General features: G+C 56.0%; 25 protein-coding genes and 1 pseudogene. 14 read left to right on the forward strand and 12 right to left on the reverse strand.

The annotated features are described in order from the left end of the window. The first annotated feature begins 337 nt into the window (after nt 1-337). Nucleotides 338-670: a phage holin family protein gene (locus tag PSH90_RS12905; protein ID WP_008080174.1), complete on the forward strand. Its 333-nt coding sequence runs from the start codon at nt 338-340 to the stop codon at nt 668-670. 156 nt (nt 671-826) lie between these two features. Here the strand turns inward: PSH90_RS12905 and PSH90_RS12910 are convergent, their stop codons facing one another. Next, entirely contained in the window at nt 827-1,561 is a 735-nt protein-coding gene (locus PSH90_RS12910; RefSeq protein ID WP_305383023.1) for a hypothetical protein, read from the reverse strand. A 209-nt stretch (nt 1,562-1,770) separates the two neighbouring features. Between PSH90_RS12910 and PSH90_RS12915 the strand changes: the two genes are divergently transcribed. Then, complete coding sequence (locus PSH90_RS12915) at nt 1,771-2,373, forward strand: terminase small subunit (RefSeq protein WP_305383024.1); 603 nt, start codon at nt 1,771-1,773, stop codon at nt 2,371-2,373. Nucleotides 2,374-2,564: 191 nt separating this feature from the next. Here the strand turns inward: PSH90_RS12915 and PSH90_RS12920 are convergent, their stop codons facing one another. The 3 genes from PSH90_RS12920 to PSH90_RS12930 all read right to left on the reverse strand — a co-directional run bounded on the left by PSH90_RS12920 (nt 2,565) and on the right by PSH90_RS12930 (nt 5,077). Next, complete coding sequence (locus tag PSH90_RS12920; protein ID WP_305383026.1) at nt 2,565-2,957, reverse strand: RidA family protein; 393 nt, start codon at nt 2,955-2,957, stop codon at nt 2,565-2,567. A gap of 232 nt (nt 2,958-3,189) precedes the next feature. Beyond that, entirely contained in the window at nt 3,190-4,221 is a 1,032-nt protein-coding gene (locus PSH90_RS12925; protein ID WP_305383028.1) for a chorismate mutase, read from the reverse strand. 34 nt (nt 4,222-4,255) lie between these two features. Further along, nucleotides 4,256-5,077 carry an NAD(P)-dependent oxidoreductase gene (locus PSH90_RS12930; protein WP_305383030.1) on the reverse strand — a complete coding sequence of 274 codons (822 nt, stop codon included), beginning with the start codon at nt 5,075-5,077 and terminating at the stop codon, nt 4,256-4,258. Between the two features lie 148 nt (nt 5,078-5,225). Here PSH90_RS12930 and PSH90_RS12935 point away from each other — a divergent pair, with 148 nt between their 5' ends. Continuing rightward, entirely contained in the window at nt 5,226-6,086 is an 861-nt protein-coding gene (locus PSH90_RS12935; RefSeq protein ID WP_305383131.1) for a LysR family transcriptional regulator, read from the forward strand. A gap of 1 nt (nt 6,087) precedes the next feature. Here the strand turns inward: PSH90_RS12935 and PSH90_RS12940 are convergent, their stop codons facing one another. Continuing rightward, complete coding sequence (locus PSH90_RS12940; RefSeq protein ID WP_305383032.1) at nt 6,088-7,599, reverse strand: MFS transporter; 1,512 nt, start codon at nt 7,597-7,599, stop codon at nt 6,088-6,090. Between the two features lie 168 nt (nt 7,600-7,767). On the opposite strand from PSH90_RS12940, the gene PSH90_RS12945 reads away from it, so the two are divergent. Together PSH90_RS12945 and PSH90_RS12950 are read left to right on the forward strand one after the other, a co-directional pair. After that, nucleotides 7,768-8,526 (forward strand): SDR family oxidoreductase, encoded by a 759-nt coding sequence (locus PSH90_RS12945; RefSeq protein ID WP_305383034.1) that lies wholly within the window; start codon nt 7,768-7,770, stop codon nt 8,524-8,526. A 79-nt stretch (nt 8,527-8,605) separates the two neighbouring features. Continuing rightward, nucleotides 8,606-9,112, forward strand: a complete 507-nt coding sequence (locus tag PSH90_RS12950; RefSeq protein ID WP_042609814.1) for a nuclear transport factor 2 family protein — start codon at nt 8,606-8,608, stop codon at nt 9,110-9,112. Here the strand turns inward: PSH90_RS12950 and PSH90_RS12955 are convergent. Together PSH90_RS12955 and PSH90_RS12960 are read right to left on the reverse strand one after the other, a co-directional pair. Then, a complete protein-coding gene (locus PSH90_RS12955; protein WP_039760264.1) occupies nt 9,084-10,472 on the reverse strand; it encodes a heavy metal sensor histidine kinase in 1,389 nt (462 codons plus the stop codon). The two genes, PSH90_RS12950 and PSH90_RS12955, sit on opposite strands and share 29 nt — an antisense overlap. After that, a complete protein-coding gene (locus PSH90_RS12960) occupies nt 10,445-11,140 on the reverse strand; it encodes a heavy metal response regulator transcription factor (RefSeq protein ID WP_039760267.1) in 696 nt (231 codons plus the stop codon). The genes PSH90_RS12955 and PSH90_RS12960 overlap by 28 nt, the downstream gene beginning before the upstream one ends. 215 nt (nt 11,141-11,355) lie before the next feature. Here PSH90_RS12960 and PSH90_RS12965 point away from each other — a divergent pair, with 215 nt between their 5' ends. From PSH90_RS12965 to PSH90_RS12975, 3 genes are all read left to right on the forward strand, one after another. Further along, the gene (locus PSH90_RS12965; protein WP_042609816.1) at nt 11,356-11,964 is read left to right on the forward strand and encodes a hypothetical protein; all 609 of its coding nucleotides are present in this window, start codon (nt 11,356-11,358) and stop codon (nt 11,962-11,964) included. Nucleotides 11,965-12,098: 134 nt separating this feature from the next. Next, the gene (locus PSH90_RS12970) at nt 12,099-12,656 is read left to right on the forward strand and encodes a cytochrome b/b6 domain-containing protein (protein WP_370695138.1); all 558 of its coding nucleotides are present in this window, start codon (nt 12,099-12,101) and stop codon (nt 12,654-12,656) included. Then, on the forward strand, nt 12,653-13,423 hold the full coding sequence (locus PSH90_RS12975; protein WP_039760272.1) for a molybdopterin-dependent oxidoreductase: 771 nt from the start codon (nt 12,653-12,655) through the stop codon (nt 13,421-13,423). The genes PSH90_RS12970 and PSH90_RS12975 overlap by 4 nt, the downstream gene beginning before the upstream one ends. Before the next feature lie 919 nt (nt 13,424-14,342). On the opposite strand, the gene PSH90_RS12980 is transcribed toward PSH90_RS12975, so the two are convergent. Then, on the reverse strand, nt 14,343-14,735 hold the full coding sequence (locus PSH90_RS12980) for a helix-turn-helix domain-containing protein (RefSeq protein ID WP_042609818.1): 393 nt from the start codon (nt 14,733-14,735) through the stop codon (nt 14,343-14,345). A 215-nt stretch (nt 14,736-14,950) separates the two neighbouring features. On the opposite strand from PSH90_RS12980, the gene PSH90_RS12985 reads away from it, so the two are divergent. Continuing rightward, on the forward strand, nt 14,951-15,412 hold the full coding sequence (locus PSH90_RS12985; protein ID WP_042609819.1) for a Rid family hydrolase: 462 nt from the start codon (nt 14,951-14,953) through the stop codon (nt 15,410-15,412). Here the strand turns inward: PSH90_RS12985 and PSH90_RS12990 are convergent. Beyond that, nucleotides 15,409-16,416, reverse strand: a complete 1,008-nt coding sequence (locus PSH90_RS12990) for a LysR family transcriptional regulator (RefSeq protein ID WP_080902523.1) — start codon at nt 16,414-16,416, stop codon at nt 15,409-15,411. The two genes, PSH90_RS12985 and PSH90_RS12990, sit on opposite strands and share 4 nt — an antisense overlap. Nucleotides 16,417-16,945: 529 nt before the next feature. Continuing rightward, the gene (locus tag PSH90_RS12995) at nt 16,946-17,689 is read right to left on the reverse strand and encodes an SDR family NAD(P)-dependent oxidoreductase (protein WP_064361698.1); all 744 of its coding nucleotides are present in this window, start codon (nt 17,687-17,689) and stop codon (nt 16,946-16,948) included. A 612-nt stretch (nt 17,690-18,301) separates the two neighbouring features. Here PSH90_RS12995 and PSH90_RS13000 point away from each other — a divergent pair. Next, nucleotides 18,302-18,781 carry a carboxymuconolactone decarboxylase family protein gene (locus PSH90_RS13000; RefSeq protein ID WP_064361697.1) on the forward strand — a complete coding sequence of 160 codons (480 nt, stop codon included), beginning with the start codon at nt 18,302-18,304 and terminating at the stop codon, nt 18,779-18,781. On the opposite strand, the gene PSH90_RS13005 is transcribed toward PSH90_RS13000, so the two are convergent. Next, the gene (locus tag PSH90_RS13005) at nt 18,774-20,210 is read right to left on the reverse strand and encodes a PLP-dependent aminotransferase family protein (protein WP_122704474.1); all 1,437 of its coding nucleotides are present in this window, start codon (nt 20,208-20,210) and stop codon (nt 18,774-18,776) included. The genes PSH90_RS13000 and PSH90_RS13005 overlap by 8 nt on opposite strands. Nucleotides 20,211-20,299: 89 nt before the next feature. Between PSH90_RS13005 and PSH90_RS13010 the strand changes: the two genes are divergently transcribed. From PSH90_RS13010 to PSH90_RS13025, 4 genes and pseudogenes are all read left to right on the forward strand, one after another. Next, nucleotides 20,300-20,782 (forward strand): GNAT family N-acetyltransferase, encoded by a 483-nt coding sequence (locus PSH90_RS13010; protein ID WP_042609823.1) that lies wholly within the window; start codon nt 20,300-20,302, stop codon nt 20,780-20,782. A gap of 28 nt (nt 20,783-20,810) precedes the next feature. Continuing rightward, on the forward strand, nt 20,811-21,485 hold the full coding sequence (locus PSH90_RS13015; RefSeq protein WP_042609824.1) for an FMN-dependent NADH-azoreductase: 675 nt from the start codon (nt 20,811-20,813) through the stop codon (nt 21,483-21,485). Between the two features lie 328 nt (nt 21,486-21,813). Next, nucleotides 21,814-21,990 (forward strand): annotated as a pseudogene (locus PSH90_RS13020) (DUF2625 family protein); the annotation flags it as partial. Between the two features lie 1,139 nt (nt 21,991-23,129). Continuing rightward, nucleotides 23,130-24,050: a LysR substrate-binding domain-containing protein gene (locus PSH90_RS13025; RefSeq protein WP_042609825.1), complete on the forward strand. Its 921-nt coding sequence runs from the start codon at nt 23,130-23,132 to the stop codon at nt 24,048-24,050. Here PSH90_RS13025 and PSH90_RS13030 read toward each other — a convergent pair. Next, a complete protein-coding gene (locus tag PSH90_RS13030; RefSeq protein ID WP_064361695.1) occupies nt 23,971-24,564 on the reverse strand; it encodes a DinB family protein in 594 nt (197 codons plus the stop codon). The two genes, PSH90_RS13025 and PSH90_RS13030, sit on opposite strands and share 80 nt — an antisense overlap. Between the last annotated feature and the right edge of the window lie 344 nt (nt 24,565-24,908).

The raw sequence follows: 24,908 nt of genomic DNA on the forward strand, positions 1-24,908 counted from the left end.
TCTCTCTATACACGAGAAAAGAGAGATAAAAGTAGGACGGTGGGGCAAAGCCCCAATCTACGGGGCTTTCAGACGTCCCACCTTGTTTTAGAGAAGTGGGACGCATGGGACGCCAGAAAAGCAAAAGACAGCCGGGATAGATATTCACCGACATTCGCCAGCCGTTCACCGGGCGTAACCCACACATTCACCGGATGGCATTAAAACGGTCTTGCTGCCACCAGAATCGACCTGTAAAAAGGGGCCATCTTCGATGGGTGCGACCGCAAAGCGCGGCAGGCCATCCACCACCTGACCCGGCCATTGCGCCGGGTCTTTTTGTTTAAGGGGCAGGGCAATGACGAACGAGCAACAGGCACTGGCAGAGATGCCGATCTGGTTGGTGATTGCCCTGTCCCTGGTTGGAGGTGTCTCCGGCGAGATGTGGCGCGCCGACAAGGATGGGGCACGAGGCTGGGCGTTACTGCGGCGCCTCGCACTTCGGTCCGGCGCCTGCATCGTCTGCGGCGTGTCAGCGATGATGTTGTTGTTCGGTGCAGGCCTGTCGATCTGGACGGCGGGCGCCTTGGGTTGCCTGACCGCAATGGCCGGCGCGGATGTCGCCATCGGCTTGTACGAACGCTGGGTGGCCAAGCGTCTGGACCTGAGCGAGGCCGAGCCGAAGGCATGAGCAGGGCAGGCCGGGTGGGGCGCCGATTTTTACGGGTCCTCCCCGAGGGCCGCCCCCTACACGGGTTATCGAACTCGCGAGATCTCTCTAGCTGAAACCTTTGCAGGGATGTCCGTCTTTCCAAAGGGAGAGGGCATGGCTTGGATTGGTAAAGGCTCAGAGAGGTTTGATAGGTTTCTCCTTCAGTAGTACCTGTCTCATTATTCGGTTTGTCCTGTTGTCGATTTTATAAACGGTGTGATTAGAGAGTAGGAAAGTGCTCTTGGTGTCTGCCGCGAGGAGATGGCCGATGATTTTCTCGCCATCCTTGGTTACAAGGCTATGCTCCGTAATGACACCTTTTATAGCGTTTAACCCTGTTGTTGAGGTGATGTCCTCTCGACCTCTGTCGATGCCGTGCTGCACTCCCCACATAGGCGCAACAAACAAAGTGAACAGTGATATCCCGCCCAGGAATCCCTTCACGAAAAGTGCCTGCCCTTTCGTTTCAGGATTTGCCAGCACGCGAACGTAGATTAGTGCCACGGCCGCAAATGGCATCCATGGGAGCAAAGGACCAATGAATGGCACTCCATCAACCCAGTTCATCACACCAGTCAAGCTATGCAGATAGCCTGCCGCCAAGATGGTTGGGCTAGCTAAATCAAGCTCACCCGTCTGTACACCAAACTGCTCGTAGTAAGTGGTTAACCCCAGATAGCCATCCACAAAGAGGGCTGCCTGTAGGAATAGCGCAATGCTGATCATCAGCTTCAGTGCAAAGTCTTTGTCTAGTCCTTTCACGGCTGGTGGCACCGGGCTCGGGAGCTGCGGACTGGCACAGTTCGGATGAGTGATAGTTATCGGAGTCATGAGCTCCACCTGAACTTTCTTTTGCTTGTTCCAGAACACGTTTCTTCCCTGATGTGATGGAGGATCGTTGACGCAGACTAGCGCAACGATAATGGAGCTGAAAGGGCGGGGGACCCTAGGGATTTTCAAAAGACACGGGGTCGGAAACCCGCGGGATCGTGTTAGTGGGAGACCCGCCAGCTTACTGAAATTTCAATCCACTGAAATCTTGAAAGGATTCATTGAAAAGCCGCTGAAAAGGAGGGCTTATGAGCACAGCTACGTACCTGTCAAAGAGCGCCTTTGCTGCGCACATCGGACGGTCGCCGAGTTACATCACCTGGCTGAAGGAAAACGGTCGACTGGTCCTGTCTCCCAATGGCAAGCAGGTCGACGTTCTGGCCACTGAAGCATTGATCCGCGATACCGCTGACCCGAGCAAGGCTTCCGTCGCTGCTCGCCACCAACAGGAGCGGCTTCAACGTGATGTGTACAGCCACGTCGCTGCAAAATCCGAGTCGACTAACATGGCTGCGCCCCCGCCCGTTGATCTCGCGCAAGGGCAGTCCCCGGACTTTCAGAAAGCGCGTGCACATCGCGAGCACTACTTGGCGCGGATGGCTGAGATGGAGTTTCGCAAGGCGCAGGGGGAGCTGGTGGAAATCAGCTTTGTGCAGAAAGCCGCTTTTGAAACGGCGCGATCGCTTAATCATTCGCTAATGAGCCTGTCGCCGCAATTGGCGCCACAACTCGCCGCGCTGTCGGATCCGTGGGAGGTGGAGAGGCAGCTAACGGCTGCGCTGCGCCAACGACTTAACGAAGCGGCACAAGTGTCAAGCGATGACTTTGGATTTGCGTTGAGCGAGTGCTAAGGATATCCGCTGATAGGCATTTTTCTGCTCGCATCGGAATTGATTGGCGCCTGCTTCCAGTCAGTATTAGCCGTCGGCGTAAAGTGTTATCACGCGCCTACCGATGCAGCAGGCGAGTGTAATTTTGAATCTACCACCGCATGCGTAGTCACCCATTTTAAGATCTGGATATGCAGGTGCTTGTCAGAAGGTTATCGCTCTACTGCGACGCACTTGATCTCCACGAGAAGGCCAGGTCGAGCTAATTCACTGACACCAATGCAGGTCCATGCACAAGTGCTTCTCGGAAAGACTTTATCCTTTACGCGTCTGAAAATTGGCATGTGACGGTGCATGTCGACGTGGTAAGTTGTCATTTCTACGACATCTTCAAATTTACAGCCACCTGCCTCCAAGACGATCCGGAGATTGTTCCATGCAGCTAAAAACTGCTGCTCAGGTTCTTCAATGACGGATAATTCCGGCGTCCTGCCTACCTGACCTGCGCAGTAAAGAGTTTTTCCTACCTTTACTGCTGGTGCATAACCCGCGCGCTCGTAGATCAATCTCATGCCATCTGGAACAATGATCTGACGGTCAGTCATGATTGCGGAGCCCCAAGTTAGAACGGTTACGAAAGCTAACTCAGGGGCCAGAGCCGCGTCCACTCAGTTCACTTCTCATCTATTAATCAACCCCACAGGTGCTTTTAGCCGCTGCTGAGTCTTTTTGAACTCATTACCTAATGTGGCTACCTCGATCGATGCAAAAGGCGCGAGCGGGGAGCGTTACTGATCAGAAGCATTTCGATGGTTGGTTCGCTACTAGGCTGGCTCGTCAGTTCGTGTCGTCATCACCTTGAAATATATCTGCGTAAAGTCGCGCGACTGTAGGGGTAAGGTTATGACCGGTAGGAATGAGAAAGTCGGCGTGTGGTGCGAGCCGTTTTACGTAGATGACTTCGTAAACCCTGCGCACGATTCCAGGTGCTGTTTCTTCCCGGTCCAGGCCAGGCATTATCCCTACCGCTTTGTAACCGGCTTGCTCCAGTGCTTGTTGCATATACGGCGTGCGGGTTGTTGCCATGCCATAGATCAGCCCCGCGCCCATGAACGTGCCGATTTTTTCTCCCAGGTCCTGGGCCGCAACGGCCAATCTGGCTTGTCTGTGCGGTTTGGCTACCGCGCCGACCCGCCCGAAAATAACGTCAGCACCGTCAATTTTTTCCCACGTGGCGATAGCGACAATTTCATCGTTCTGGCGGACGACGGTAGCGAATATGCCTCGATCCGGATCGTCTTCGAGCACCACGTTGTCTGCGTAGAACTGCTGGTCCAGAAACGGGCTTGCCAACCCCACCGAAATGGAGGGAAACCATGTCCGGAAAAAATCTGTCGCGACATTGATCTCCTCACGTTTCAGGTAATCCCAACTGTAGCCATAGGGTAAATCGGTGAAGCTGCGAATTTGCTCGATCGTTGGCCATTTCATGCGGTTCTGCTCGTTTGTCTGATTGCTTCGATAAGTGGCGCCGGGGTCAGCCCCGAGGGGTGGGGTTATTGGGGGTGTCGGGGCATGCCTGGCGGCGATCTGCCTGTGGCGCTCGACCACTTCGCCAATGACCAACTGCATCAGCCTCTGCACGATGGCCGTATCCAGCTCAGCCTCCTGAGCAAGTGCTGCCAGACGCTGGTATTGCTGCTGCTCTCTGGCCTCGTCTACCGCAGGCAACTGATATCGGGCTTTGAGCAATCCGACCTCATCGGTACAGCGAAACCGTTCCGCGAGCAGATGGATGAGCGCGGCGTCGATATTGTCGATGGTTTTCCTGAATGTTGAGAGTTGACGCGCGATGTCGGAGTTTTCCATGAATGACCTCGTGGCAGGTGTTCGAAAGAGCTTCTCAATGATTCGTCTGCTGAACGAAAACCGACCAGTCCTTGTCGCCATCCCCCCTGGCTACCGCCGACTTCATTTTCAATCGAACGGCATCCGCCGCTGGCAACTCCAGCCCTTTGAGACGACCCGCATCGATCGCCAGATTCATATCCTTGAGGCCAAGCGACAGTTTGAATCCCGGTTCAAAATTGCTGCTGACGATGTTCTGCCCATAACGTTGATAACTGGGGCAGGCGAACAGGGTCTGGGTCATGAGCTTGATGAAAATCGAAGGGCTCAGTCCGTGGCGTTGAACGAGTCCGCTGGCTTCGCCCAGAGACTGGATGGCTTGGGTGATCATCATGTTGCCGGCGATTTTCGCGATACAGGCCTGTTCAGGTTGATCGCCCAGATACCAGGTTTTTTTCCCGAGCAGGTCGAGCAGCGGTTGGACGGTCGAGACAGCGGCCTGCGATCCGGCCGCCAGGATATTCAACTCGCCCTTGGCCGCCACGGCGGGCACGCCGAAAACCGGCGCCGCGATCAATGGCATGCCGACGGCTTCATGTTCTCGCTGCAACTCCAACATCAGCGAAGGCGACAAGGTCGACATCACGACATGCACGCAAGCTTTGTCTGCAGTTTCCAGAACAGCGCTGGAGAGCAGCACTTGCCTGACGGCGGCGTCATCGGCCAGAAGAGTGATGACTACCTCTTGCTGGAACGCCGAGGCCGGCGTTTCGATAACGCTGATGCCTTCGAGATCCTTGATCGCCGCGTGACTGCGGTTCCATGCCGAGACGTGATGGCCAGCGCGAACGAGCAGTGGAATGATCGCTCTGCCCATGCTTCCCACTCCGATAAAACCAATCTTCATTTGCAGTCTCCGGTTGGTATTCGACGACGGTGAATGCAGACAAGTATGTCGGGCACGGGATTGCTACGGCACTGCCATTGCTGCACTCTCACTGTTCATTTTTGTAAGGGGGCAGAGCATGGACTGGAGTGATGTGCGGGTCTTTCTCGCGATTGCCCGCAGCGGGTCATTGGGGGCTGCCGCCAAGCTGTTGGGGGTCAGCCATCCGACCGTGGGGCGGCGCTTGCAGGTGCTGGAACAGCTCAGTGGCCAACCCGTTTTCCTGCGTACCAACCAAGGTCTCGTGTTGACCGACAGCGGCGAGAAGCTCCTCAGCCTCGCGCAGGAAATGGAGCAAAGTGCGTTGGCCATCGAAAGGCGCCTCGCGGGGGGCAGCGCACAGCCTGAAGGTGTGCTGCGCATTTCCTGCGCTGACTGGTTCGCCTGTTATGTCCTGGCCCCGGTGCTGAGTGAACTGCGCCGTCGTTATCCATTGATCGTGCCCGAGGTCATTGCCGGGCATCGATTGTTTGATCTGGCTCGCCGCGACGCCGACATCGCGTTTCGAATCGTTCCGTTCACCGAACCCGATATCGTGCACCGCAAGCTGATCTCCCTGACTTACGGATTATACGCAGCCGTTGGATCTGCTGACCCTGAGCCACAGGGCGCCGGGCTGGGTCTGATCACCATGAGTGTTGCCCAGTCTCATTATCCCGATGTGCAGTGGCTGCGGCAGCGTTACCCTCTGGCGCGTACCGTGTTTACCAGTAGCAGCCGCACAGTCCAGGCGCAAATGTGCGCGCAGGGGCAGGGCGTCGCGGTATTGCCCCGCGCTTTGGGCGACCAGTTGACGGAGCTGCGTCTGATCGATTCAGATGAACCGCCACCAGGCCGCGACATTTGGATGGGCTACCATCAGGACATGCGCCAGATGGACAGTCTGCGCGCGCTTGCCGACCTGGCCTCCGTCATGATTGGCACTCAGGCAGGCGGTTGATTCACTCTGCCGGGTGCATGGCCGCCGTTTGCAGCTCTTCGGCAGGTTGGCGCGCCAGACTCAGGCTCAGTCCTGCGCCTACGGCCAGACAGGCAGCGATGCACAGTATGGCGACGGTGAAGGCGTGGGTGATGGCCGCCGCGTCCGTGTCCTTGCCCAGAAGCGTGTAAAAAATGCCACCGATGATCGCCACGCTCAGTGCCGTGCTGATTTGCAGGGTGGAACTGGTGATGCCCGCAATCATGCCGGAATACGCCGGTGCCACGCGTCCTGTGATGATGCGCATCAATGTCGGAAGGGCCAGTCCTTGTCCGAAGCCGATCAGAAAGAGAATCACGGCAAGGGGCAGCGCAGAGGGCGTGACGGCCGTTGGTGTGTGCGCCACGAGCCAGGCCAATAGCACGAACCCCAGCACTTCGAGTGACATTCCGAAGGGATTCACATAAGACCCCAGCAAACGCCGAAACAGATGGGTGGTGAGCGGCCCGAGCAAAAAACCTGCGCCGAATGGAAGGAAGACCAGACCTGCACTGAGTGGGCTCGTATGCAGCGCGCCCTGTAAATAGATGGAAAACAGCAGGAAGAACACACCGATTGCGTAGAAGGTCAGTGCGACGAGCAATGCCCGGCCCATCCCGGGCGCACGCAGTGCAGCAGGGTTCAGCAACGGCGCGCCTTGCGCTTGATACAAACGGGCTTCGTAGCGCCAGAACAGGCAGGCAAGCAGTGGCGCCGCCGCCAGCGACAGCCAGGCCCACAACGGCCAGCCCGCTTCACGTCCCTCGATCAGCGGAACGATCAGCGCCGCAAGCGTCACCATCGACAACAGCGTTCCACCCAGATCCAGCTTGCTGGTCTGGGGTGCGCGGGTTTCCTTGACCACGGGGATGGCGATCAGAATGACCAGCAACGCAATCGGTAAATTCACCAGAAATATCGTCCGCCAGCCCAGGTTCATCAGGTTGAGCGAGATCAGAATCCCGCCAAGTGCCTGGCCGACTACCGACGCCAAACCAAACACCGCACCGTACAGGCTCAACGCCAAGGGTTTTTCCGACTCAGGGAATATCGCCTGCACTGAAGCGAGTGCCTGCGGCGCCATGACAGCGGCCGTCACGCCTTGCAGCGAGCGTCCGGCGATCAACACCCAGGGTGACTCGGCGACACCGCAGATCAGTGAAGCGACGGCAAAGCCAATCAGGCCAACGAAGAACATTCTCATGCGGCCAAAGATGTCACCAAGCCGTCCGCCGGTGATCAGTGTCACGGCATACAGCGTCGCGTAAGAAGAGATGATCAACTGTTCGGCAGAGGAGGCCGTGCCTAGCGATTGCTGAATCGAAGGCAGCGCTACGTTCACGATGAAGAAATCCAGCGGCGGCAAGAATGCACCGACCAACAGGATGGCGAACATCAGCCAGCGCCGCTGTTCCGGAAGGGCTACTATTTTCTCAGGCATAAGGTCTCCTTTCTGAAACCCTTCGGCTCCAGAATATTTTCGATTGCGCGTCATGCTTTGAATCAGCTGACTTCAATCTAAACGATCAAACCCTGGCTGACGCCTCACATAAATGAACGGCCAATGTTCATTTATGGCAGTGCCGCTGCGCCCCTGCCTCCTCGCAAAATGGCCGCACTGTGGTTCCAGTCGAGCCACACAATCGAAATCGAGGAGTCAGTTATGTCAGGTAAATTCGCTGATCAGGGCGCAGTCGTCACCGGCGCGTCCACCGGGATCGGATTTGCGATTGCACAGGGTTTGATTGCCGAGGGCGCCAGGCGCGTTTACATCACCGGGCGTTCTGCAGCCACGCTGGAGGCTGCGGTGGCCAAGCTTGGCGACAGGGCGGTCGCGGTCATTTCCGATGTCGCGCGCCAGGTTGATCTGGACGAGCTCAAGGCGACGATTGAGGCGTACGACGATCAACTGGACTCAGTGTTTGCCAATGCGGGTATTTGTGAAAAGAACCCGCTGGGCGAGACCACCGAGGCCGCCTATTTCAACATGTTCGACATCAACGTAAAGGGAGTCTTTTTTACTGTACAGACGTTGATGCCATTGTTGAAAAATGGCGCTTCGATCGTACTGACGGCCTCTATCTGTTCCAGCAATGGCATGGAAGGACTGAGCCTCTACAACGCGTCCAAAGCCGCGGTACGTTCCTTTGCCAGGACGTGGGCCAACGAACTCAAAGGTCGCAAGATTAGAGCGAATGTCCTGAGCCCTGGCTTCACCCGCACACCGCTGATGGATAACGGCTTGAAGATGAGCGAAAGCGACGTCGCCGCGCTGCGTCAGCACGTCGAGCAGATCACGCCATTGGGGTACATGGCCGAGCCTGAGGAAATCGCCTCGTCGGCGCTGTTTCTTGCGTCTGCCGATGCGAAATATGTCAACGGTGTGGAGTTGATGGTCGACGGCGGCCTGTCGCAGATCTGACCACGTGCTCAACCGTAGCGCAGCCCTCGCGCAGGGCTGCCTTCCTCGCTTATGCGCAGCCCCTGCAGGAAACCTCATCATGAACAATGAACAACTGACAGCCCGACTGGACGCCCTGGAAAGTCGCGCCGCCATCGAGTCGCTGATCAGCGCCTACGCCAATGCTTTCGACCGCATCGACGCCTCGCTTCTTAGCTCAATCTGGCACGAAGAGTCGACACTGGATCTACCGGGTTTTGGCCAGGCTGGAAACCGTGACGAAATCCTGGCGATGGCGCAAAACAGCTGGCGCCAGATGCCCCATATGCACCACTGGATGGCCAACCCGCTGATTGAAATCGAGGGTGACAGCGCAGTGGGCACGGTAGCTGCGGATTGCCTGTTTCATGACATTGAAAAAGGCCCGGTGCAAGTCAGCGGTCTTTACCACGACAGGTTTGAACGTCGGGACGGAAAGTGGGCGTTCCTGTCACGTCGTTTTGAAATGCATTTCCTGACGCCGTTAAAAGATTGGGTACCCGCAGCGGGCGAAGAACAGTTTGCACCGTTCGAGCAGCTCAAGGGAACGACAGCGAAAAACGAATAGTCCCGGCCCTTGGCTGTTCGACACCCACGTGGCCGTCATGCAGTTGCATGATGGCCACGACAATGGCGAGGCCAAGCCCGTAGGAGTCGGAATTCTGGTGCCGAGACGCATCGCCACGGTAAAAGCGGTCGAAGAGTTTGCCCAGGGTTTCGTCGCCCAGCACCGGCCCTTGGTTCTCCACCTCAATCCGGGCACCTCCGTGGGTTTCCAATACCCGTATCAGAATCTCGGTGCCCTCGTAAGCGTAGCGAACAGCGTTCGCCACCAGGTTGCTCAACGCTCTGCGCAGCAGCAAGGGGTCAGCGAGCACGATACCATCGCCCGTTATTTGGAAGCTCATTCGCCGCTCTTCAGCCAAACCCTCAAAATACTCAGCGATGCGCTGTGATTCGTCATGCAGCGACAGTTGCTGGCGCTCCACTACGGCTTGCGCTTCATCGGCGCGCGCCAGAAATAGAATGCTTTCGACGATGCGCGAGATCCGTTCGAGTTCTTCAAGGTTCGAAGCGATCAGCGCCTGATATTCGTCCTCGCTACGGCGTTGGCGAAGGGCAACCTGACAATGTCCCATCAACGACCCGACCGGCGTGCGGATTTCATGGGCAAGGTCGGCGGAAAATTGCGTCAGTCGCTGATAACCCTGAGCAAGACGATCAAGCATCGCGTTATAGGCGTCACTCAGCTGTTGCAATTCAACCGGCGTATCGGCGCTGTCCATACGGCTGTGCAGACGCTCAGGCGTTATGGCTGCGGCATGGGCGGCCATTTTGCGCAGCGGACGCAGCCCGCGACGCAATAACAGATAACCCAGCAACGCGGTTGCCAGAAAGGCAAGGGCCACGGCCAGGTAGATGCGCTCGCGATACGCTGCAAGCATCGCCATTTCCTTGCCCATAAGGTGGGCGGCCGTCAATCGGACTACACGGCCACCCGACGTCGTGACTACGGAGGCGGCGCGCAGCCTTGTTCCCGAGTCGGTCACGCCGCTGCGCAGATCACTGACGCTCAGCTTTGTGTCCTGGCCGATCACCGGCAGTTCAGGCAACGTGACGTTGAGTGGATTGACCTGGATGACCGGTGGCTGCCCCGGCTCTTCAATGATGAAGATGTCGTCTTCGCTGTCGAGCATGTTCTTGAAAATCTGCGGGCTGTCGCGCAGCTTTTCGATGGCGAGTTCGTAATGCAGGAGCTTGCGAAAATGCTCCAGACGGCCCATCACCGCGTGATCGCTGTAGACCAATACCGAGGCCTTCATCGTCTGATACAGATAGAAGCCCGCGCCGGCCACGGCCAGCATCGCGACCATGGCAAACGCCACGGTCGATCGCAGCGTCAGCGAGGGTTGGCGTCGGGACCGCATGGCCTCACCTCGCAGACATAGCCGATACCGCGAATGGTATGGATCAGCTTGATCGGGTAGGGCTGGTCGACCTTGTTGCGCAGGCGCTTGACAGCGACGTCCACCACGTTGGTATCGCTGTCGAAATTCATGTCCCAGACTTCCGAAGCGATTTGTGTCCTGGACAACACATCGCCGGCTCGACGGAGAAACAGATGGAGCAGGGCGAACTCCTTGTTGGTCAGCACGATCACCTGTTGTTGGCGGGTCACGCGGCGCCGGACCAGATCCAGTTCGAGATCGGCAAGGTGGAAATGGTCGGCTTCGCGCACGACACCGCGGCGCAGAATAGTGCGGATGCGCAACAGCAGTTCGGTAAACGAAAAAGGTTTGATCAGGTAATCATCGGCGCCCAGTTCCAGACCGCGAATGCGGTCTTGCAACTGGTCGCGCGCGGTAAGGAACAGCACGGGTACGTCTTGTCTGGCGCGCAACAGCTCGATGATCTGAAACCCGTCAATCCCGGGCAACATCACGTCCAGCACGATCAGGTCATAGGTCGTATGCAAGGCCATGTGCAGGCCGTCAGCGCCATGCTGGGTCCAGTCGACGTTGTAACCGGACTCACCGAGCCCCTTTTTCAGGTACTCACCTGTTTTGGTGTCATCTTCGATCAGCAGGATATGCATCGTCAGGCGCGCTCGGGTTTCTTCATGACGGGGTTAAGTCCGCGACATCGGTATCTCGGCTGTGCAGTGTAACGGGATGAGCGGGCGCAGTCGGTTACATTTCTGTCATACATGGTCAGGGTTGGCGAATGACAAAAATGTCATTCGACGGTCATCGTGACGTCCCGGTCTGCGGTCGAGGATGGCGACACATCAACCCATGAGGAATCGTCGCCATGCAACTCAAAAACGCCCTGTCTACCACGTTCGGTTTGGTGATGCTCAGCGCTGCCGTCATTGCCACCGCCGCCGACATGCCGGTCATCAAACCACTGCGCGGTACGGTGGAAAGCGTCAGCAACAACACGCTGACCTTCACTGTCCGCTCTGGCGCCCAGCAGACGATCGGACTGACTGACAAGACCGGTATCAGCCGGGTATCGAAGGCCAATATCGACTCGATCAAATCCGACAGCTTCATCGGCTCGGCGGCCATCCCGCAGGCCAACGGAACCTTGAAGGCGCTTGAGGTCACGGTATTCGACGCCAGGCTCAAGGGCAGCGGCGAAGGTCATTACGGTTGGCAGAACGCAGACGGCAGCACTGGCACCATGACCAACGGCACCGTTGGCAAACTGTCCAAAACCGACGGCCGCACGTTGACCGTCAACTACCAGGGCGGCGAGAAACAAATCGTCGTGCCGGATGACGTGCCTATCGCCTACGTCGAGCCAGGCAAAGCCGATGAGCTGGTCAAAGGAACGAAAATCGTCGTGTTCCCCGCTGCAGATGGCACCGCACGCGGCATTGCAGTCGGCAAGGATGGCTTCCAGCCACCGATGTAATCATCTGAGAAAGCTTGAGCGTTGCCGTCTGGCAACGCTCCGCTACACGGAAGGCTTGCAAGGGGAACCACGTGAGACAGAAGAAACTGCATCCCTGGCCGGTTCGCCTCACCCATTGGCTCAATGCGGCCTGCATGGTCTGCATGTTCATGAGCGGTTGGGCTATCTACAACGCCTCGCCAATGTTCAGTTTCAGGTTTCCGGTGTCATTGACCGTGGGCGGTTGGCTGGGCGGGGCACTTGCCTGGCATTTTGCGTTCATGTGGCTGCTGCTGATCAACGGCGCAATCTATGTGCTGTACGGGTTGGCCAGTCGTCATTTCAAACGTGAGCTGCTGCCCATCGGCATTGCCGCATTGAAGCATGATCTGACCGATGCCTTGCGCTTTCGGCTGGTGCATGAAAAGGGTGTCTATAACGCAGTACAGCGCCTGATGTACTGGATCGTGCTGGCGGCAGGTGTACTGATCGTGATCTCGGGTGTAGCGATCTGGAAACCGGTTCAACTTCAAGAGCTGGTCGCGTTACTGGGCAGCTATGACGTTGCTCGTTACGTACATTTTGCGGCCATGGCGATGATTGCAGCGTTTGTAGTGATTCACCTGGTCTTGGTGATTCTGGTACCAAAAACCCTGGTGCCAATGATCACGGGTGGAGTGCGGACGCCTAATAACGAGAAAAATGGGTCATGACTGAATTTAAAATAACAACGCGTCAGCGCGTCAGGATTGAACCTGCGCAACAGCTTGAACTGGAAAACATTCAGCGCCGGCATTTTCTTCGGGCCGGCCTGACGGTTGGCGCGATGTCGATGCTGACCGGTTGCAACCTGCAGGACGGCGATCAGGTCGACAAAGTGCTTTGGGCCATGTCGCGTTGGAACGACCGGGTCCAGGCGTGGCTGTTCAGTGGACGGAAACTGGCGCCGACCTTCGCCCGCGCGCAGATCACCAAGCCGTTTCCGTTCAACGCTTTCTATGGTCAGGACGATATCCCTGAAGTAGACCTGACCAGTTACTCGCTCGCCGTCTCCGGCCGGATCAGGGACAAGGCGCCGTGGACACTCGAAAGCTTGCGCAAGCTGCCGCAACGCAGCGATATCACTCGGCTGATCTGTGTTGAGGGCTGGAGCGCGATCGGTCAATGGGGAGGTGTACCGCTGAAAACCTTCCTGGAACACATCGGCGCCGACACCACAGCGAAATTTGTCGGTTTCAAATGTGCCGATCGTTACTACTCCAGTCTGGACATGCCGACTGCCTTGCACCCGCAGACGCTGTTGGCACTGGATTACGCTGACGTGGCGCTGCCGCCCGAGTACGGCTATCCGCTGAGGGTTCGGGTCCCCACCAAACTGGGATTCAAAAACCCCAAGCATGTTGTCGAGATTTTCGTCAGCAACGACAACCCGGGCGGGTATTGGGAAGACCAGGGCTACAACTGGTTCAGCGGGATCTGATGAAGCAAAGAACGGAACTGTCACGCCAGGAACACTGGCGAGATTCATGACACCAAGCGTGATATGAGGCATGCCGATGACCGGTATTTCTGCAGTACCGCCAGCACCATCCGACTGGCCAACATCAGAACCCAGGATGCGGGCAACGAGTGATGGAGCAGATTTCCAATCTCTCTTGCAGGCTCAGTCCAGGCCACCTTTACAACAGTCAGATAAAGCTCGCACTCGGATGCTCTTTGATAATCTTGCCGCATGTACCTTCAATGGCGAAAAAAGGGCTATCTGCTCTGATGTTATCGGCACAGGGGGACTGAATGCGTTCGCCATTGCAGTGGCTCTTTCGCCGCTAACCGTCACCTGGGTACCGACCGAGATTGTTCGAGCGCCACTGCGTTCGCCTGGGATACGGACTTTTCGCCGTCGCAATCCCTCTTCAGCCGAGAGCTCCTTCCTCAACCGGTCAAGCTCGGAGGATAGGGGTTATGATTAGACGTGTCTCGAGAGCTTGCTCGCCGTAGGCCAGTATTATTAAGGGAGAAGCACATACCGCCAATTCTCACCTGTAGCGTTGAATGGTCTTTCGTTCGCCTAAAATAGAAAGCCCGATGGCTTCTCTATCGTGGGTGGTGTTATGAGGCAGCGTCGACTTACAGCCTATTTTTCTACCCCGCTGTCATCCCCCGTTTATTCTGAGCATCAGAGAGTTATAGCCCTCCATCAGGGCTACTTTTGGCCGAAGGTAGTCGTTCGTGAACGGCTGCTTTCGGCCAAAAGCAGACGCTCGCACTCGACCGTTAACGGCCACTAGCGGGCGATGATTGTGTGTTTACCGTAATGCGACCGAGGCGCCGTTCCCATGCGTCGCCTCCTAGGGTTAAGCCTCCAGGTACGACTTAGCTCCGCTATCCAGCTCATCAAGTCACAGCGCAGGCGATTGATTGTTCTGTTTCCAAGCCCGCGGAGTTACACCTTCGGTTCGCACGAATGTTCGACAGAAGTGTGACTGGTCAGAGAAGCCACACTCCAGTGCAATGTCCGCAATTAGCAATCTCGACGTCTGAAGTAGCTGCTTGCCCCTCAAAATCCGCTGCTCTCGCATCCATTCTTTGGGTGAGACGAGAGTGCTTCTTTTAAACTGACGGGTGAAATGGCTGCGCGATAGCGCACACGCTTGTGAGATAGCTGCCACGGAGATACCTGCGTCCAAGTTATCGAGCATCACCTGCTTGGCGCGCTGGATCTGCCAAGGTTTCAAATGTCCGGTTTGTTTAGTCAAATCCTTAAGTGAGGACGCGCATGTTTCCTTTTTCATCCTGATTCCTTTTTCCCAGTAGCCGGTTGATTAGCTCAATCCAGCGGTCAGTCGATTGGGAAAAATTTAACGGAAGTCGCGTCGAGATGGGGGCGCATTTTTGCGCTGCTGGAGGCGCAAAATTGCGCATTTTCAGTAGTGTTTCCAGTGCTAGCCTCTGCTTCCCGACAACTCGAATCGACGTCATTCGATCCGTCATCTGCAAGGAGAAAGCAATGGCTGCTTCACAACCGCACGGCAAAAACACCGCTTACTGGGGAGTCTCATGGGAGGAGGGCTACGGCTACCCCCAGGCCAGAAAAGTTGGAAACGAGATCTATATCTCGGGTCAGTTCAACCACGATGAGGCGGGTAATCTCGTTGCTCCCGCGCCCCTGAATAGCGAGGGCAAACCGAGCGATTTCTCATCGATAGGAGAGCAGATGCGCGTCTCCTACGACAACATCGCCAAGTTGCTCGCGCTCTATGGAGCAACCCTTAATGATGTCGTCGAAGAAACGCTCTACGTCTTGGATATGGACGCGGCATTCGCCGTGGTAGGTGATGTGCGCAAAGCCGCATATCGCACTGAGCGGCCCCAGTGCGCGAGCAATATCATCGGTGTATCCAGGTTGGCTCAACGTTCACAGCTGATTGAAATTGTCTGCAAGGCTGTCATCGGATCTAGCGCCGACTAAGAGACGCTCCCGGTTTCGCCCTGCGCAACCGGGAGATTCAGCTGCCCTTCGATCAAAGGCTTTTGATGCGCTACGGCTGCTGCACAAAAAGTCATGAATGCTTTGACTCTCCATGACTTTCGAATGTCCTGATGCGTAAGCAGCCAGAGCTCGTCCTGTAGCTCGCGCACAACTGGCCCTACGCGTGTTAACCCAGGCGTAATGTCACCCAGCATGCACGGAAGAAACCCATAACCAAGTCCTGCCGCAATTGCGACGCTCGCGGCCGCGACTGAGTCCGTACGATAAGAAATACAGTCGGCGCTGACTCTGTCTTCGACGTAGCTTTTGGCCTTCAGTCCACATAATCCTGCGGAATAGGACACCCACGGTTGGCCTTCTGCGAACGGGGCACTAGTCGCTTGTTTTATGCTGCCATAAGGCGCCCATGCGATCGAAGCGAGCTTGCGCCCGACTAGACTTTCGGCAGGTTTTTTGGTCGCTCTCACCGCTACGTCAGATTCATCGCGAGCCAGACTTAACGTCTCGTTGCCAACCAGAACCTCGATGGCAATTCCTTCATTAAGTGCCTTGAAGTCGGCGATGATCGGCGTGAGAAAATACAGCAGCAGCGAGTCGCTGGTAGTGATCCTAAGCTTTCCAAGCAGCCCTTGACCTGCCCGAGAAACCCGACGTGTAACGCTGACGATATCAAGCTCGACGCGTTCGGCGAGCGCTCTTAATTCAATACCTTCGGGCGTCAGCATGTACCCAGAGCGGCGGTGGTCAAATAAAGCGACCCCAAGTGTCTTTTCCACTTGAGCCACACGACGCGATACGGTGGATACATTAATCCCCAACCTCTTTGCAGTCGTTGCTCTATTACCGCATTCGCTTAGCGTTTTGATGATTCGCAAGTCGTCCCAAGAAAGCTGACTTACAGCATCGCTTAAATTCTGGGTGACGCCGATTGGTACGGGCGGATTGATTGAAGCTTTTTTTGATGTTGGTTTCACGCCAAGCATCCCAAACTAAGGTTGCTCATCATACGAAATGGCTGGAGGCGAACCAAGGAGTCAAGTGCACAAGCGGACTCGACCCGAGCAACCGGCCAGGATGTTCGGGTTAGATAGGGTGGCGTCAGTCGTTCGGGCGAGTATTAAGCCTTTACCATTTCCCCTGACCAACTTAGTCGTGCAGCTTTAATCACTTCATTCTAATCAGTCGAACGTCCGCTTTTGGCCGGAAGCAGACGCTTATGAATGACCGCTTTCGGCCAAAAGCGGACATAAATGAGGCATGCATATAGCAAAGGTGGTCACCGCTGCGGGCTTGCCCATGTGGGTCTTTCGTTCAAGGCGTGCTGGGCGTGTCGGCACCGGCCAGCTGAGGATTCATAGATACAAGGTGGGCAACCATGGGGGGAATGTACGTAATCAAGGGCCCGAGTTGATCGCGTCAATCGAGGTAAAGTTAGCGCAAGAAAAAATAAGAGGCCGAGCGCACGATCCGCACCGAATACATGTCTACACGACCTCTTCGCGTTTCTATGCCCTACCGCAAGGTATACCCACCATCTACCACAATATCTTGGCCGTAAATGCCACGTGCTCGCTCTGATAGAAGGAACAGAATCACATCTGCCACCGCTTCCGGCTCAAGGAACTTACCCTCTAGTAAGCGCTGATTGACCGTTTCCGCGACTGAGGACAACGTCGCATTATCCAACCCTAGTGATCGCCAGATCGGCGTAGCTGTTGGCCCTGGCGATACGACGTTCACTCTAATTCCGGCCTCAGCCTGTTCGACGGCTAAGGTTCGAGCATGCGCTGTCAGTGCTGTTTTCGACGCAATGTAGCCAGCCAAGCCTGGGAAGGCCAAAGCGGAAAGAAAAGTCCCCACAAATACTACCGAAGCGGGTCTCGCCAATTGGGCTCGCAAAGCTGAAAGCGTGTTAAGCGCACCTGCTCCGTTGATGGCCCAATTTCGCTCGAATCCCTTACTCGCCAAGCTGTCTTCAAGTACAGCGACTCCTGCATTCGGTACTAGAAAATCTACAGGCCCGATTCTGGAGACGCAGTGTGCAAGCTTCTCAAGATCCGAACTTACCGTAACATCGCCACTGACAATATGGAGGCGATCACCATGAACGTCTTTGAGTGCAGCCAGGCCGCCCCGGCCACGGGACATCGCCACTACCGTCGCTTCATAGCTTAGTAATCGTTGAACGACTGCCAGTCCGATGCCTGAACTTGCTCCGGTTACCACAGCGACACGATTGTCGAACTCACTTTTCATGTTTCAGCTCCTTGGGTATTAAACCATTTACCCATCACTGACACATTTCATGCCAACCTAAAACGTCATAAAAATCAGGGTGCAGAAGCTATACCGAGTCAATTTGACCATTATTCGTTTTAGTCGAAATGACGACAAATAGGTTTTTTTGACACGCACCAATGGCTGTGTTCTCAAGTGCGTTATAGGACTGAAAATCCGGTCGCATCGAATTTCTTTGAGAGGAAAATACCACTCCACTCTTCGTAAACACGCCCGAGTTGCTCCGCGAACTGCGGATTGACCGCCCACCGCCCCACTCTCTTGCGATCTGTTTCGGCTTTGTCGACCGGCGAGAGGAATCAGTCTTCACAAAGGCGCTGCACCTGTTATCCACCCCAGAACTATCGCGCATCGCAACTCAGTTGCCGCTTACTGTGCCAGTTTATACACCGGCTTTGGGTCGCCTTCCGCCGGGTTCACGGACAACCGGCTTGGCAACATCGGCGAACGGCAAATCGCGAATCAGAACAGCATGGCTTAGTTGAAAGGTCTTTTCTTGGCCCTGTCTGACTAGACCACGCGTGGCTACAGTGGGCTCCAACAACCCTAAACCCGCTGCGAGTGACCGCCATGAACAACCGTATTGATTACTTCAAACAGTCGCCTCAGGCTTCCAATAAGCTGGTGGAGCTGACGATGCAACTGAGTAAGAAGCCGCTACTGGCTGACCTGGCCCACCTCATAATGCTGCGGGCGTCTCAATTGAATGGCTGCGCGTTCTGCGTGGATATGCACGTGAAGGAAGCCAAGATCCATGGCGAGCGCGAATTGCGCCTCCATCACATTGCGGTCTGGCGTGAATCGCAACTGTTCTCGCCAATAGAGCGCGCGGCGCTCGCCTGGACAGAAGCCCTGACCCAACTGCCATCCCATGGTGTACCTGAAAGCCTCTACGCGGATGTGCGTGAGCAGTTTTCCGAACAGGATCTGTCGGATTTGTCGTTCCTGATTGTCGCCATCAACGGTTGGAATCGCCTCAATGTGGCCTTTCAGGCAGTCCCTGGTTCGTCGGATGAGGTGTTCGGCCTGACCAAAGCCAACCTCAACTGAGCGCACGGTTTATCAACGCGCCAAGCTGCTCGCCCTGAGCAGCGCAGGCGCAGTTGGTGAAGCTCAGCAGCAGCCCAGATTGACGCCGCGACGAAACACTCCATCGCGACAAGGGTTGCACGGCGATGCCTTTGGCCAGCAGTTGCTCAGTCAGGGCAGTGTCGACTACTCCCTCCGGCAAACGGAGTACCAAGTGCATCCCCCCTGGCGAGCGCTCCACCAGCAGTCCATTGGGTAAACTCCGCTCCAACGCTTCAATAGTCAAAGCGCGTCGTTCGCTGTAGAGCCTTCGCATGCGCTGAATGTGCCGAGTGAAATGCCCCTCGACAATGAACTCTGCGACCAGCGCTTGAGTAATCGCTGGCGAGCCTGCGGAGAATAACGCCCGACTTACACGCTCAAACGCTGCCACTTGCCCCTGAGGCACCACTAGGTAGGCAAGGCGGATACCGGGGAAAAGCACCTTGCTGAAAGTCCCGGCGTACAGCACGCGCCCGTTGCGATCCAGGCTCGCCAACGCCGGGAAGGGGCGACTGACATAGCGATACTCGCCGTCGTAATCATCCTCGACAACCCAGGCATCGCTCCGGGCCACCCAATCGAGTAACAACTGTCTCCGAGGCAAAGACAGCGCCATACACAGTGGGCTTTGATGCCCCGGCGTCACCATGACGACCTGTGCAGCCTGATGCCTGGCAATGGCCTGCTCCACATCCATACCTTCGGCATCAACTGGCACTGCCTCAAGCTCAATACCGAATTGACGAAGCACTTGGCGCGTGGTTGGGTAGCCAGGATCTTCGACCCAGGCTCGCTCCCCTGCGCGCAGCAAAGTATGTGCGATCAGCGACAGGCTACTGCGCCAGCCGCTGGTGATAAAAACCTGATGGGCGCCGCAATCGATACCTCGAGACACCTGCAGATATGAGGCGATGGCGCTGCGTAAGGCAGGCAGGCCGTGCGGCGGCGGATAGTCCAGATCGCCTGAACGCATGCCTCGCAGATAACGGGCACCCAAGCGCGCCCAGATCTTGCGTGGGAACTCATCCATTGCAGGCACTCCCATCTGAAACGGCAAAAGTTGCGGTGGACGCCATAGTGCGTCTGGGGAGTTTTCAATCACCTCGCTGCTGACGGATAAAGCGGGGGCAGACAGTAGCGGCTTCTGCAATTCGGGATTGACCACGGTGCCCTTCTGCCCCAGGGCCAAGAGGTAGCCCTCGCTCGTGAGCAGCGAATAGGCCAGTTCGATGGTGCCACGAGCAACGCCGAGATCCTTGGCGAGAGCTCGCACCGAAGGCAATCGGTCACCAGGGGAAAGCGTGCCAGCGGCGATGGCGGCGAGTACTCGGTCATATAACTGACGGTACAGAGGCGAACCGGGTTGCCCATCCAAGGAGGCGAAAGGGTGCGAACAGGAAGTCATCATGGCCTAGTTCATATCTCACTTCTTGGTTCAATAAATTGAGGCAATGTTAGTTCAAGATTTGACCATCACAACCCACTAAGGCCTCTCCCATGACGTTCAATCTTCAAGACTACGTGCCCAGCGTGCTCGACTTGGCCGACACTGCCCTGCGTCCTCTAGACAGCCGCCATGACTTGAAAATCGCTTTCCCGGTAATGCAGCAATTGCGCCCCCACCTAACAAGCGAGGCCGATTTTATGAGTCGTATCGAACGAATGCGAGCCGGCGGCTATCGCCTGGTTGGAGCCTTCGAGTCATCGGCTCTCGTGGCGCTTGCAGGTTACCGCCTTCAGGAGAATCTGATTTATGGCCCATTCTTGTATGTCGATGACCTCATCACCGATGAAGCCCAGCGCGGCGGCCAGTGGGGCTCCCGGTTATTGCGAGCTCTGGAACGACTGGCTCGTGCCAGCGGTTGTGCTCGCCTTGTGCTTGACACGGGTTTGGCCAACGCGCGCGCCCAACGCTTCTACTTCCGCGAAGGCCTTTATACCGGCGCGCTGCGTTTTCAAAAACAGTTCGATACCCCATGACCGCATCACCCGTACAGGAGGCAATATCATGAACCCGTCTCAGAAGCCCCTCGCTCCTTTGCGAATCCTTCGCCTGATTGCCAGTCCCAACGGTAATGCATCTGAAAGCTTGAAACTGTCTGAGCGGATTCTGCACGCTCTGACAGTACGCGCTGGCATACGCGGGATTGAACTGACGGATATAGACCTGAACACGTTATCGCCAGTCGATGCGACTTATGCCCATGCCTTGGCCCATCCGAGCGAAATAGCTACCGAGGATCAGAAAGGTACATTGAGTCGCTCCGACCAAATGATCATCCTGTTGAATGCCTGCGATGTGCTGCTTATCGCTACTCCCATGCACAACTACAGCGTGCCCTCGCCGCTCAAGGCCTGGATTGACCACGTCGTACGCGTCGGAAAAACTTTCCTCAGCACATCAAAAGGTAAGGTTGGAACGTTATTGGATCGCCCCGTCTACGTTGCCGTAGCCACCGGCGGCTACATTAGCGGTGAGAGGGCACGGCAACCCGACTTTCTTCGTCCCTACCTATCCGCAGTGCTGAAAACCATCGGTCTCAATCAGGTGCATTACTTCACCGTTGAAGGCACAGCAAAAGGGACGGACGCGCTAAAAACGGCGCAGAAAATAGGGTACGACGATGTGCACACGTTCTTTCATGAGGAAATCGAAACTAGGACTCATGAAACAGTTGCCTGAAGCCGGTGCCCCAGACGGCCGAAGTACAAAGGTCGGCAGCGATGCCTGAAGCTGAGCCTAGCTTTTTGATTTTCGGGAGAGCTGTTCGCCCGGGTCGGCAGCCATGGGCCGCATGTCCCCCTCTTAATACCGCCTACAGAGAGGAATTGATCATGAGTCGCCTCAGTTGGTTTCAAACTTCACATGGTGCAGCCAAGTCGCTTGAAATTAATGACCCCGCCATGATCTACATACGGGAGATGCTGGAGCTTGCCGACCGCCCCTAAGACTTGCTTCCACCTCACCTCAAAACACCAGCGTTCTTCTACAGCTACAGGTAACAACCAAGTCTACTTTGGGGGCTATAGCATTTGAGACTGGCGGGATACTGATTGATCGGGGCCTGGCGGGATGGAGCGAGGGACGGGCGTAAGGGCAGCTGCTGGTGGCAGATGACGAAGCAGGTGGATGCTTTTCCATCAACGGCGGCGGCTTGGGTGATGATGTGGGAGCGGTGTACTACTAGGCGCCCGATATTCTGCAGTGGGAGCCATTGGGCATCGATTATACCGCCTTCTTGGAATGAGCTGTGAGCAATCGTACGGCGGCCTACTAAGAGGGCCTACGTTGGTAATCCTGGCGCAACGACATTCAGTGAGTGGGCGGAGATCAATGCGTGTCTTTCTACCCATTCCTATGGACACGAGGGGCTGAGTGGCAATAAGCGCGCAGGTTGTCAGCATGGCTGAATAGTATGATTTGAATTGCACATTAGCCGGCCAGTTGTACGCCCCGCCATCACTCCTAATTAAATTAAGCAGGCCGGCAGCGAGTCAAAGTGCGCTGGTTACGCACAGACATTTCAAAGTTGAAGCATTCACTGGACTCTTACTGAGACACTGACCACCTGCTTACGTCAGACTGACACTCCGGATAGTACGTTTGAACAATACAACACCGAGCCTTCGTTCGAGGTTTCTCTCTACCTAGCTTACAGCAGGGGGAGCCCCCCCCAATGGTGGGATGCCCAAGTGCAGCTGCGCTGCTTTGCTACCTCTAAGAATTTAACCAAGACCATCAAGCTGATCTTGGCGCATAAGTCCTCCGACCTTTTGTAATTTTGTTGGCAGCAATTGTTACGAAATTGCTCTACCTGCCTAGGAACACCGCAACGCAGATCATGGGTTGATTAGTACAAAGATCCACTCGGGAGAGAAGGCGGACAAGCGAGGAAAAGGACCACTGGATTTCGTTTTTATCAATAAAGTCGCGAGCACTGGTCTAACACAGACTGCCCCTCGGATTTTGCTGCAAAATTGAAACAAAAAATTTTGGTTCGCGGGCACGGGAATCGCACTTAGCTCGTTTTGCTGATGACTTCAGCCTGTCATTAGATGCGAAGGTTAAAGAGCGACAAGAAGTGGCGTGCCGCTTTGCACATCGGACATAGCTTGGAGGGGAGAGCTCTCTGAGTCCTAATGCTTCGCTAAGGGAAATACGTGACGTACTCCCCACGCCAATTTGAGCTACACGCACCCGATCCATTTCCGGTCAAATGTAAAGAGATTGAATAAGGCGTATTCAAAGTCTAGTTGCAGCAGAAACACGGTGTTCTGCCGCGTAGCTGCTTTACTTGAAAATTATGCTGCCTGCGAGGGCCTGGGAATGAATCGAAACGACTTGCGTCGCGTGGACATGAATCTTCTGGTTATTTTCGAAACCTTAATGTTCGAAAGGAACTTGACTCGGGCTGGGGAGAAACTGTTCTTAGGCCAACCCGCCGTCAGTGCCGCTTTAGCGCGGTTGCGCGACTTGTTCGACGATCCCTTGCTAGTACGCAACGGTCGTACCTTAGAGCCGACCCAGCGAGCGCTGGCAATTCTTAAAGAGTTGCAACCAGCCATGGACACCATCTCCGGAGCTGTCAGCCGAGCTAAGGATTTTGACCCATCCACCAGCCGGGACGTATTCCGAATCGGCCTTTCCGACGATGCCGAATTCGGCCTATTTCCACCATTGATCAATCAACTTCGCGAAGAGGCGCAAAAGGTTATCGTAGTGGTACGGCGGGTTAACTTTCTGCTGATGTCGACCATGCTTGCCTCCGGAGAGATTTCCGTCGGAGTCAGTTACACCACCGAGTTGCCGGCCAACGCCAAGCGCAAGAAGCTGCGGGATCTGCGCGTCAAGATACTGCGCGGCGATAATCGTCCTGGCCCCCTGACCTTGGATGAGTATTGCGAACGACCTCACGCCCTGGTGTCGTTTTCCGGGGATTTGACCGGTGCCATCGATACCGACCTGGCACGCATCGGCCGCTCGCGGCGAGTGATGCTGGCGGTACCCCAGTTCTCAGGACTGCGTGCCTTATTAGCGGGCACGGAAATGCTAGCCGCAGTGCCGGACTACGCGGCGTGCGCGCTGATCGATGGCAGCAGCCAGTTGCGTGCTGATGACCCGCCCTTTGACATCGTGCCGTCGGAGTTGTCGATGGTCTGGAGCGGGGTCAACGATAACGATCCGGCAGAGCGTTGGTTGCGCTCATTAATTGCCCAACACATGGCGACCCCTCTGCCGGTGTATTGAGCGAATTGAAATTTGGATCGGTCTCGCGCAGGAATATCGGCATGTCTGTCATTGGCGGAATGGCCGGAATGTCGAAATACATCTGGATAACCCACCCACGGTGATAGCTGGCGTGGTTGACCACATGCATCAGCATTGCTCCGGCACTCATGGTGCCGCGTTCCCCAGACACAAACGTGAACTCGACGAGTCTATCCAGCGATGCCTCGCTCTGCCGGGCGCTCCAGTCGCTGTACCAGTGATCGATCTCCTTTTGTGCCAAGCGCAAATCAGCGAGTTCGGGATGCAGCAGATCATGTGAAGTTTCGAAGCCGTGCCCCCGGCCTTCGAGGTGAGCCTGCCAAATGCAGTCCACGACGTAAATGTGATTCAAAGTGCCGATTACGTTTTTGAACACCGACACTCGCTCTTTGCTGACTTCGCCAGGAGGCAGTGCGGCCAGGCTGTCAAAGAGGCGCTGATCGGCCCAGCATTTGTAATCGGCAAGCATGCGGGCTGTGCGTACGTTGATCATGAGATTTCCCCAATTTAAATGGGCGTAATGCCAAGCATAGCCCTCACAACGAGCGGCATCGAAGACGCTGATTATCGGTCGGCAAGCGCCAGGGAGCCAATTGGGCTAGGAGACTCGAAGCCGGAAAGCGTAAAGGCGCTGCCTGCCCCCCTCAGTCTTTGCTGATCAGGGAGCCTACCAGAGTTATACGACGAAGCTGGATCAGTTGTGGAGGGTGAGCGCCAGGTAGCGGCGACGGGATGGGCCTCTGCCGCCTGAAAAACGAGCCGTCTTGAACGGCTGCTTATGGCCGAAAGCGGTCTACTGAGCATTCAATGCTGCCGTCGCGCTGTGCTTAGTTTTGT

Origin of the sequence: Pseudomonas sp. FP1762 (genome assembly GCF_030687105.1) — a bacterium.
In the GTDB taxonomy this organism is placed as follows: domain Bacteria; phylum Pseudomonadota; class Gammaproteobacteria; order Pseudomonadales; family Pseudomonadaceae; genus Aquipseudomonas; species Aquipseudomonas siliginis.

Coding starts and splice junctions, on each gene's coding strand:
- PSH90_RS13000 (WP_064361697.1), top strand. CDS start 18,302: ATGAACAACCGTATTGATTACTTCAAACAGTCGCCTCAGGCTTCCAAT.
- PSH90_RS13005 (WP_122704474.1), bottom strand. CDS start 20,210: ATGATGACTTCCTGTTCGCACCCTTTCGCCTCCTTGGATGGGCAACCC.
- PSH90_RS12905 (WP_008080174.1), top strand. CDS start 338: ATGACGAACGAGCAACAGGCACTGGCAGAGATGCCGATCTGGTTGGTG.
- PSH90_RS12955 (WP_039760264.1), bottom strand. CDS start 10,472: ATGCGGTCCCGACGCCAACCCTCGCTGACGCTGCGATCGACCGTGGCG.
- PSH90_RS12985 (WP_042609819.1), top strand. CDS start 14,951: ATGGCTGCTTCACAACCGCACGGCAAAAACACCGCTTACTGGGGAGTC.
- PSH90_RS12920 (WP_305383026.1), bottom strand. CDS start 2,957: ATGACTGACCGTCAGATCATTGTTCCAGATGGCATGAGATTGATCTAC.
- PSH90_RS12930 (WP_305383030.1), bottom strand. CDS start 5,077: ATGGGCAGAGCGATCATTCCACTGCTCGTTCGCGCTGGCCATCACGTC.
- PSH90_RS12995 (WP_064361698.1), bottom strand. CDS start 17,689: ATGAAAAGTGAGTTCGACAATCGTGTCGCTGTGGTAACCGGAGCAAGT.
- PSH90_RS13015 (WP_042609824.1), top strand. CDS start 20,811: ATGAACCCGTCTCAGAAGCCCCTCGCTCCTTTGCGAATCCTTCGCCTG.
- PSH90_RS13030 (WP_064361695.1), bottom strand. CDS start 24,564: ATGATCAACGTACGCACAGCCCGCATGCTTGCCGATTACAAATGCTGG.
- PSH90_RS12935 (WP_305383131.1), top strand. CDS start 5,226: ATGGACTGGAGTGATGTGCGGGTCTTTCTCGCGATTGCCCGCAGCGGG.
- PSH90_RS12950 (WP_042609814.1), top strand. CDS start 8,606: ATGAACAATGAACAACTGACAGCCCGACTGGACGCCCTGGAAAGTCGC.
- PSH90_RS12945 (WP_305383034.1), top strand. CDS start 7,768: ATGTCAGGTAAATTCGCTGATCAGGGCGCAGTCGTCACCGGCGCGTCC.
- PSH90_RS12975 (WP_039760272.1), top strand. CDS start 12,653: ATGACTGAATTTAAAATAACAACGCGTCAGCGCGTCAGGATTGAACCT.
- PSH90_RS12965 (WP_042609816.1), top strand. CDS start 11,356: ATGCAACTCAAAAACGCCCTGTCTACCACGTTCGGTTTGGTGATGCTC.
- PSH90_RS12925 (WP_305383028.1), bottom strand. CDS start 4,221: ATGGAAAACTCCGACATCGCGCGTCAACTCTCAACATTCAGGAAAACC.
- PSH90_RS12980 (WP_042609818.1), bottom strand. CDS start 14,735: ATGAAAAAGGAAACATGCGCGTCCTCACTTAAGGATTTGACTAAACAA.
- PSH90_RS12990 (WP_080902523.1), bottom strand. CDS start 16,416: ATGCTTGGCGTGAAACCAACATCAAAAAAAGCTTCAATCAATCCGCCC.
- PSH90_RS13010 (WP_042609823.1), top strand. CDS start 20,300: ATGACGTTCAATCTTCAAGACTACGTGCCCAGCGTGCTCGACTTGGCC.
- PSH90_RS13025 (WP_042609825.1), top strand. CDS start 23,130: ATGAATCGAAACGACTTGCGTCGCGTGGACATGAATCTTCTGGTTATT.
- PSH90_RS12915 (WP_305383024.1), top strand. CDS start 1,771: ATGAGCACAGCTACGTACCTGTCAAAGAGCGCCTTTGCTGCGCACATC.
- PSH90_RS12970 (WP_370695138.1), top strand. CDS start 12,099: ATGGTCTGCATGTTCATGAGCGGTTGGGCTATCTACAACGCCTCGCCA.
- PSH90_RS12940 (WP_305383032.1), bottom strand. CDS start 7,599: ATGACGCGCAATCGAAAATATTCTGGAGCCGAAGGGTTTCAGAAAGGA.
- PSH90_RS12960 (WP_039760267.1), bottom strand. CDS start 11,140: ATGCATATCCTGCTGATCGAAGATGACACCAAAACAGGTGAGTACCTG.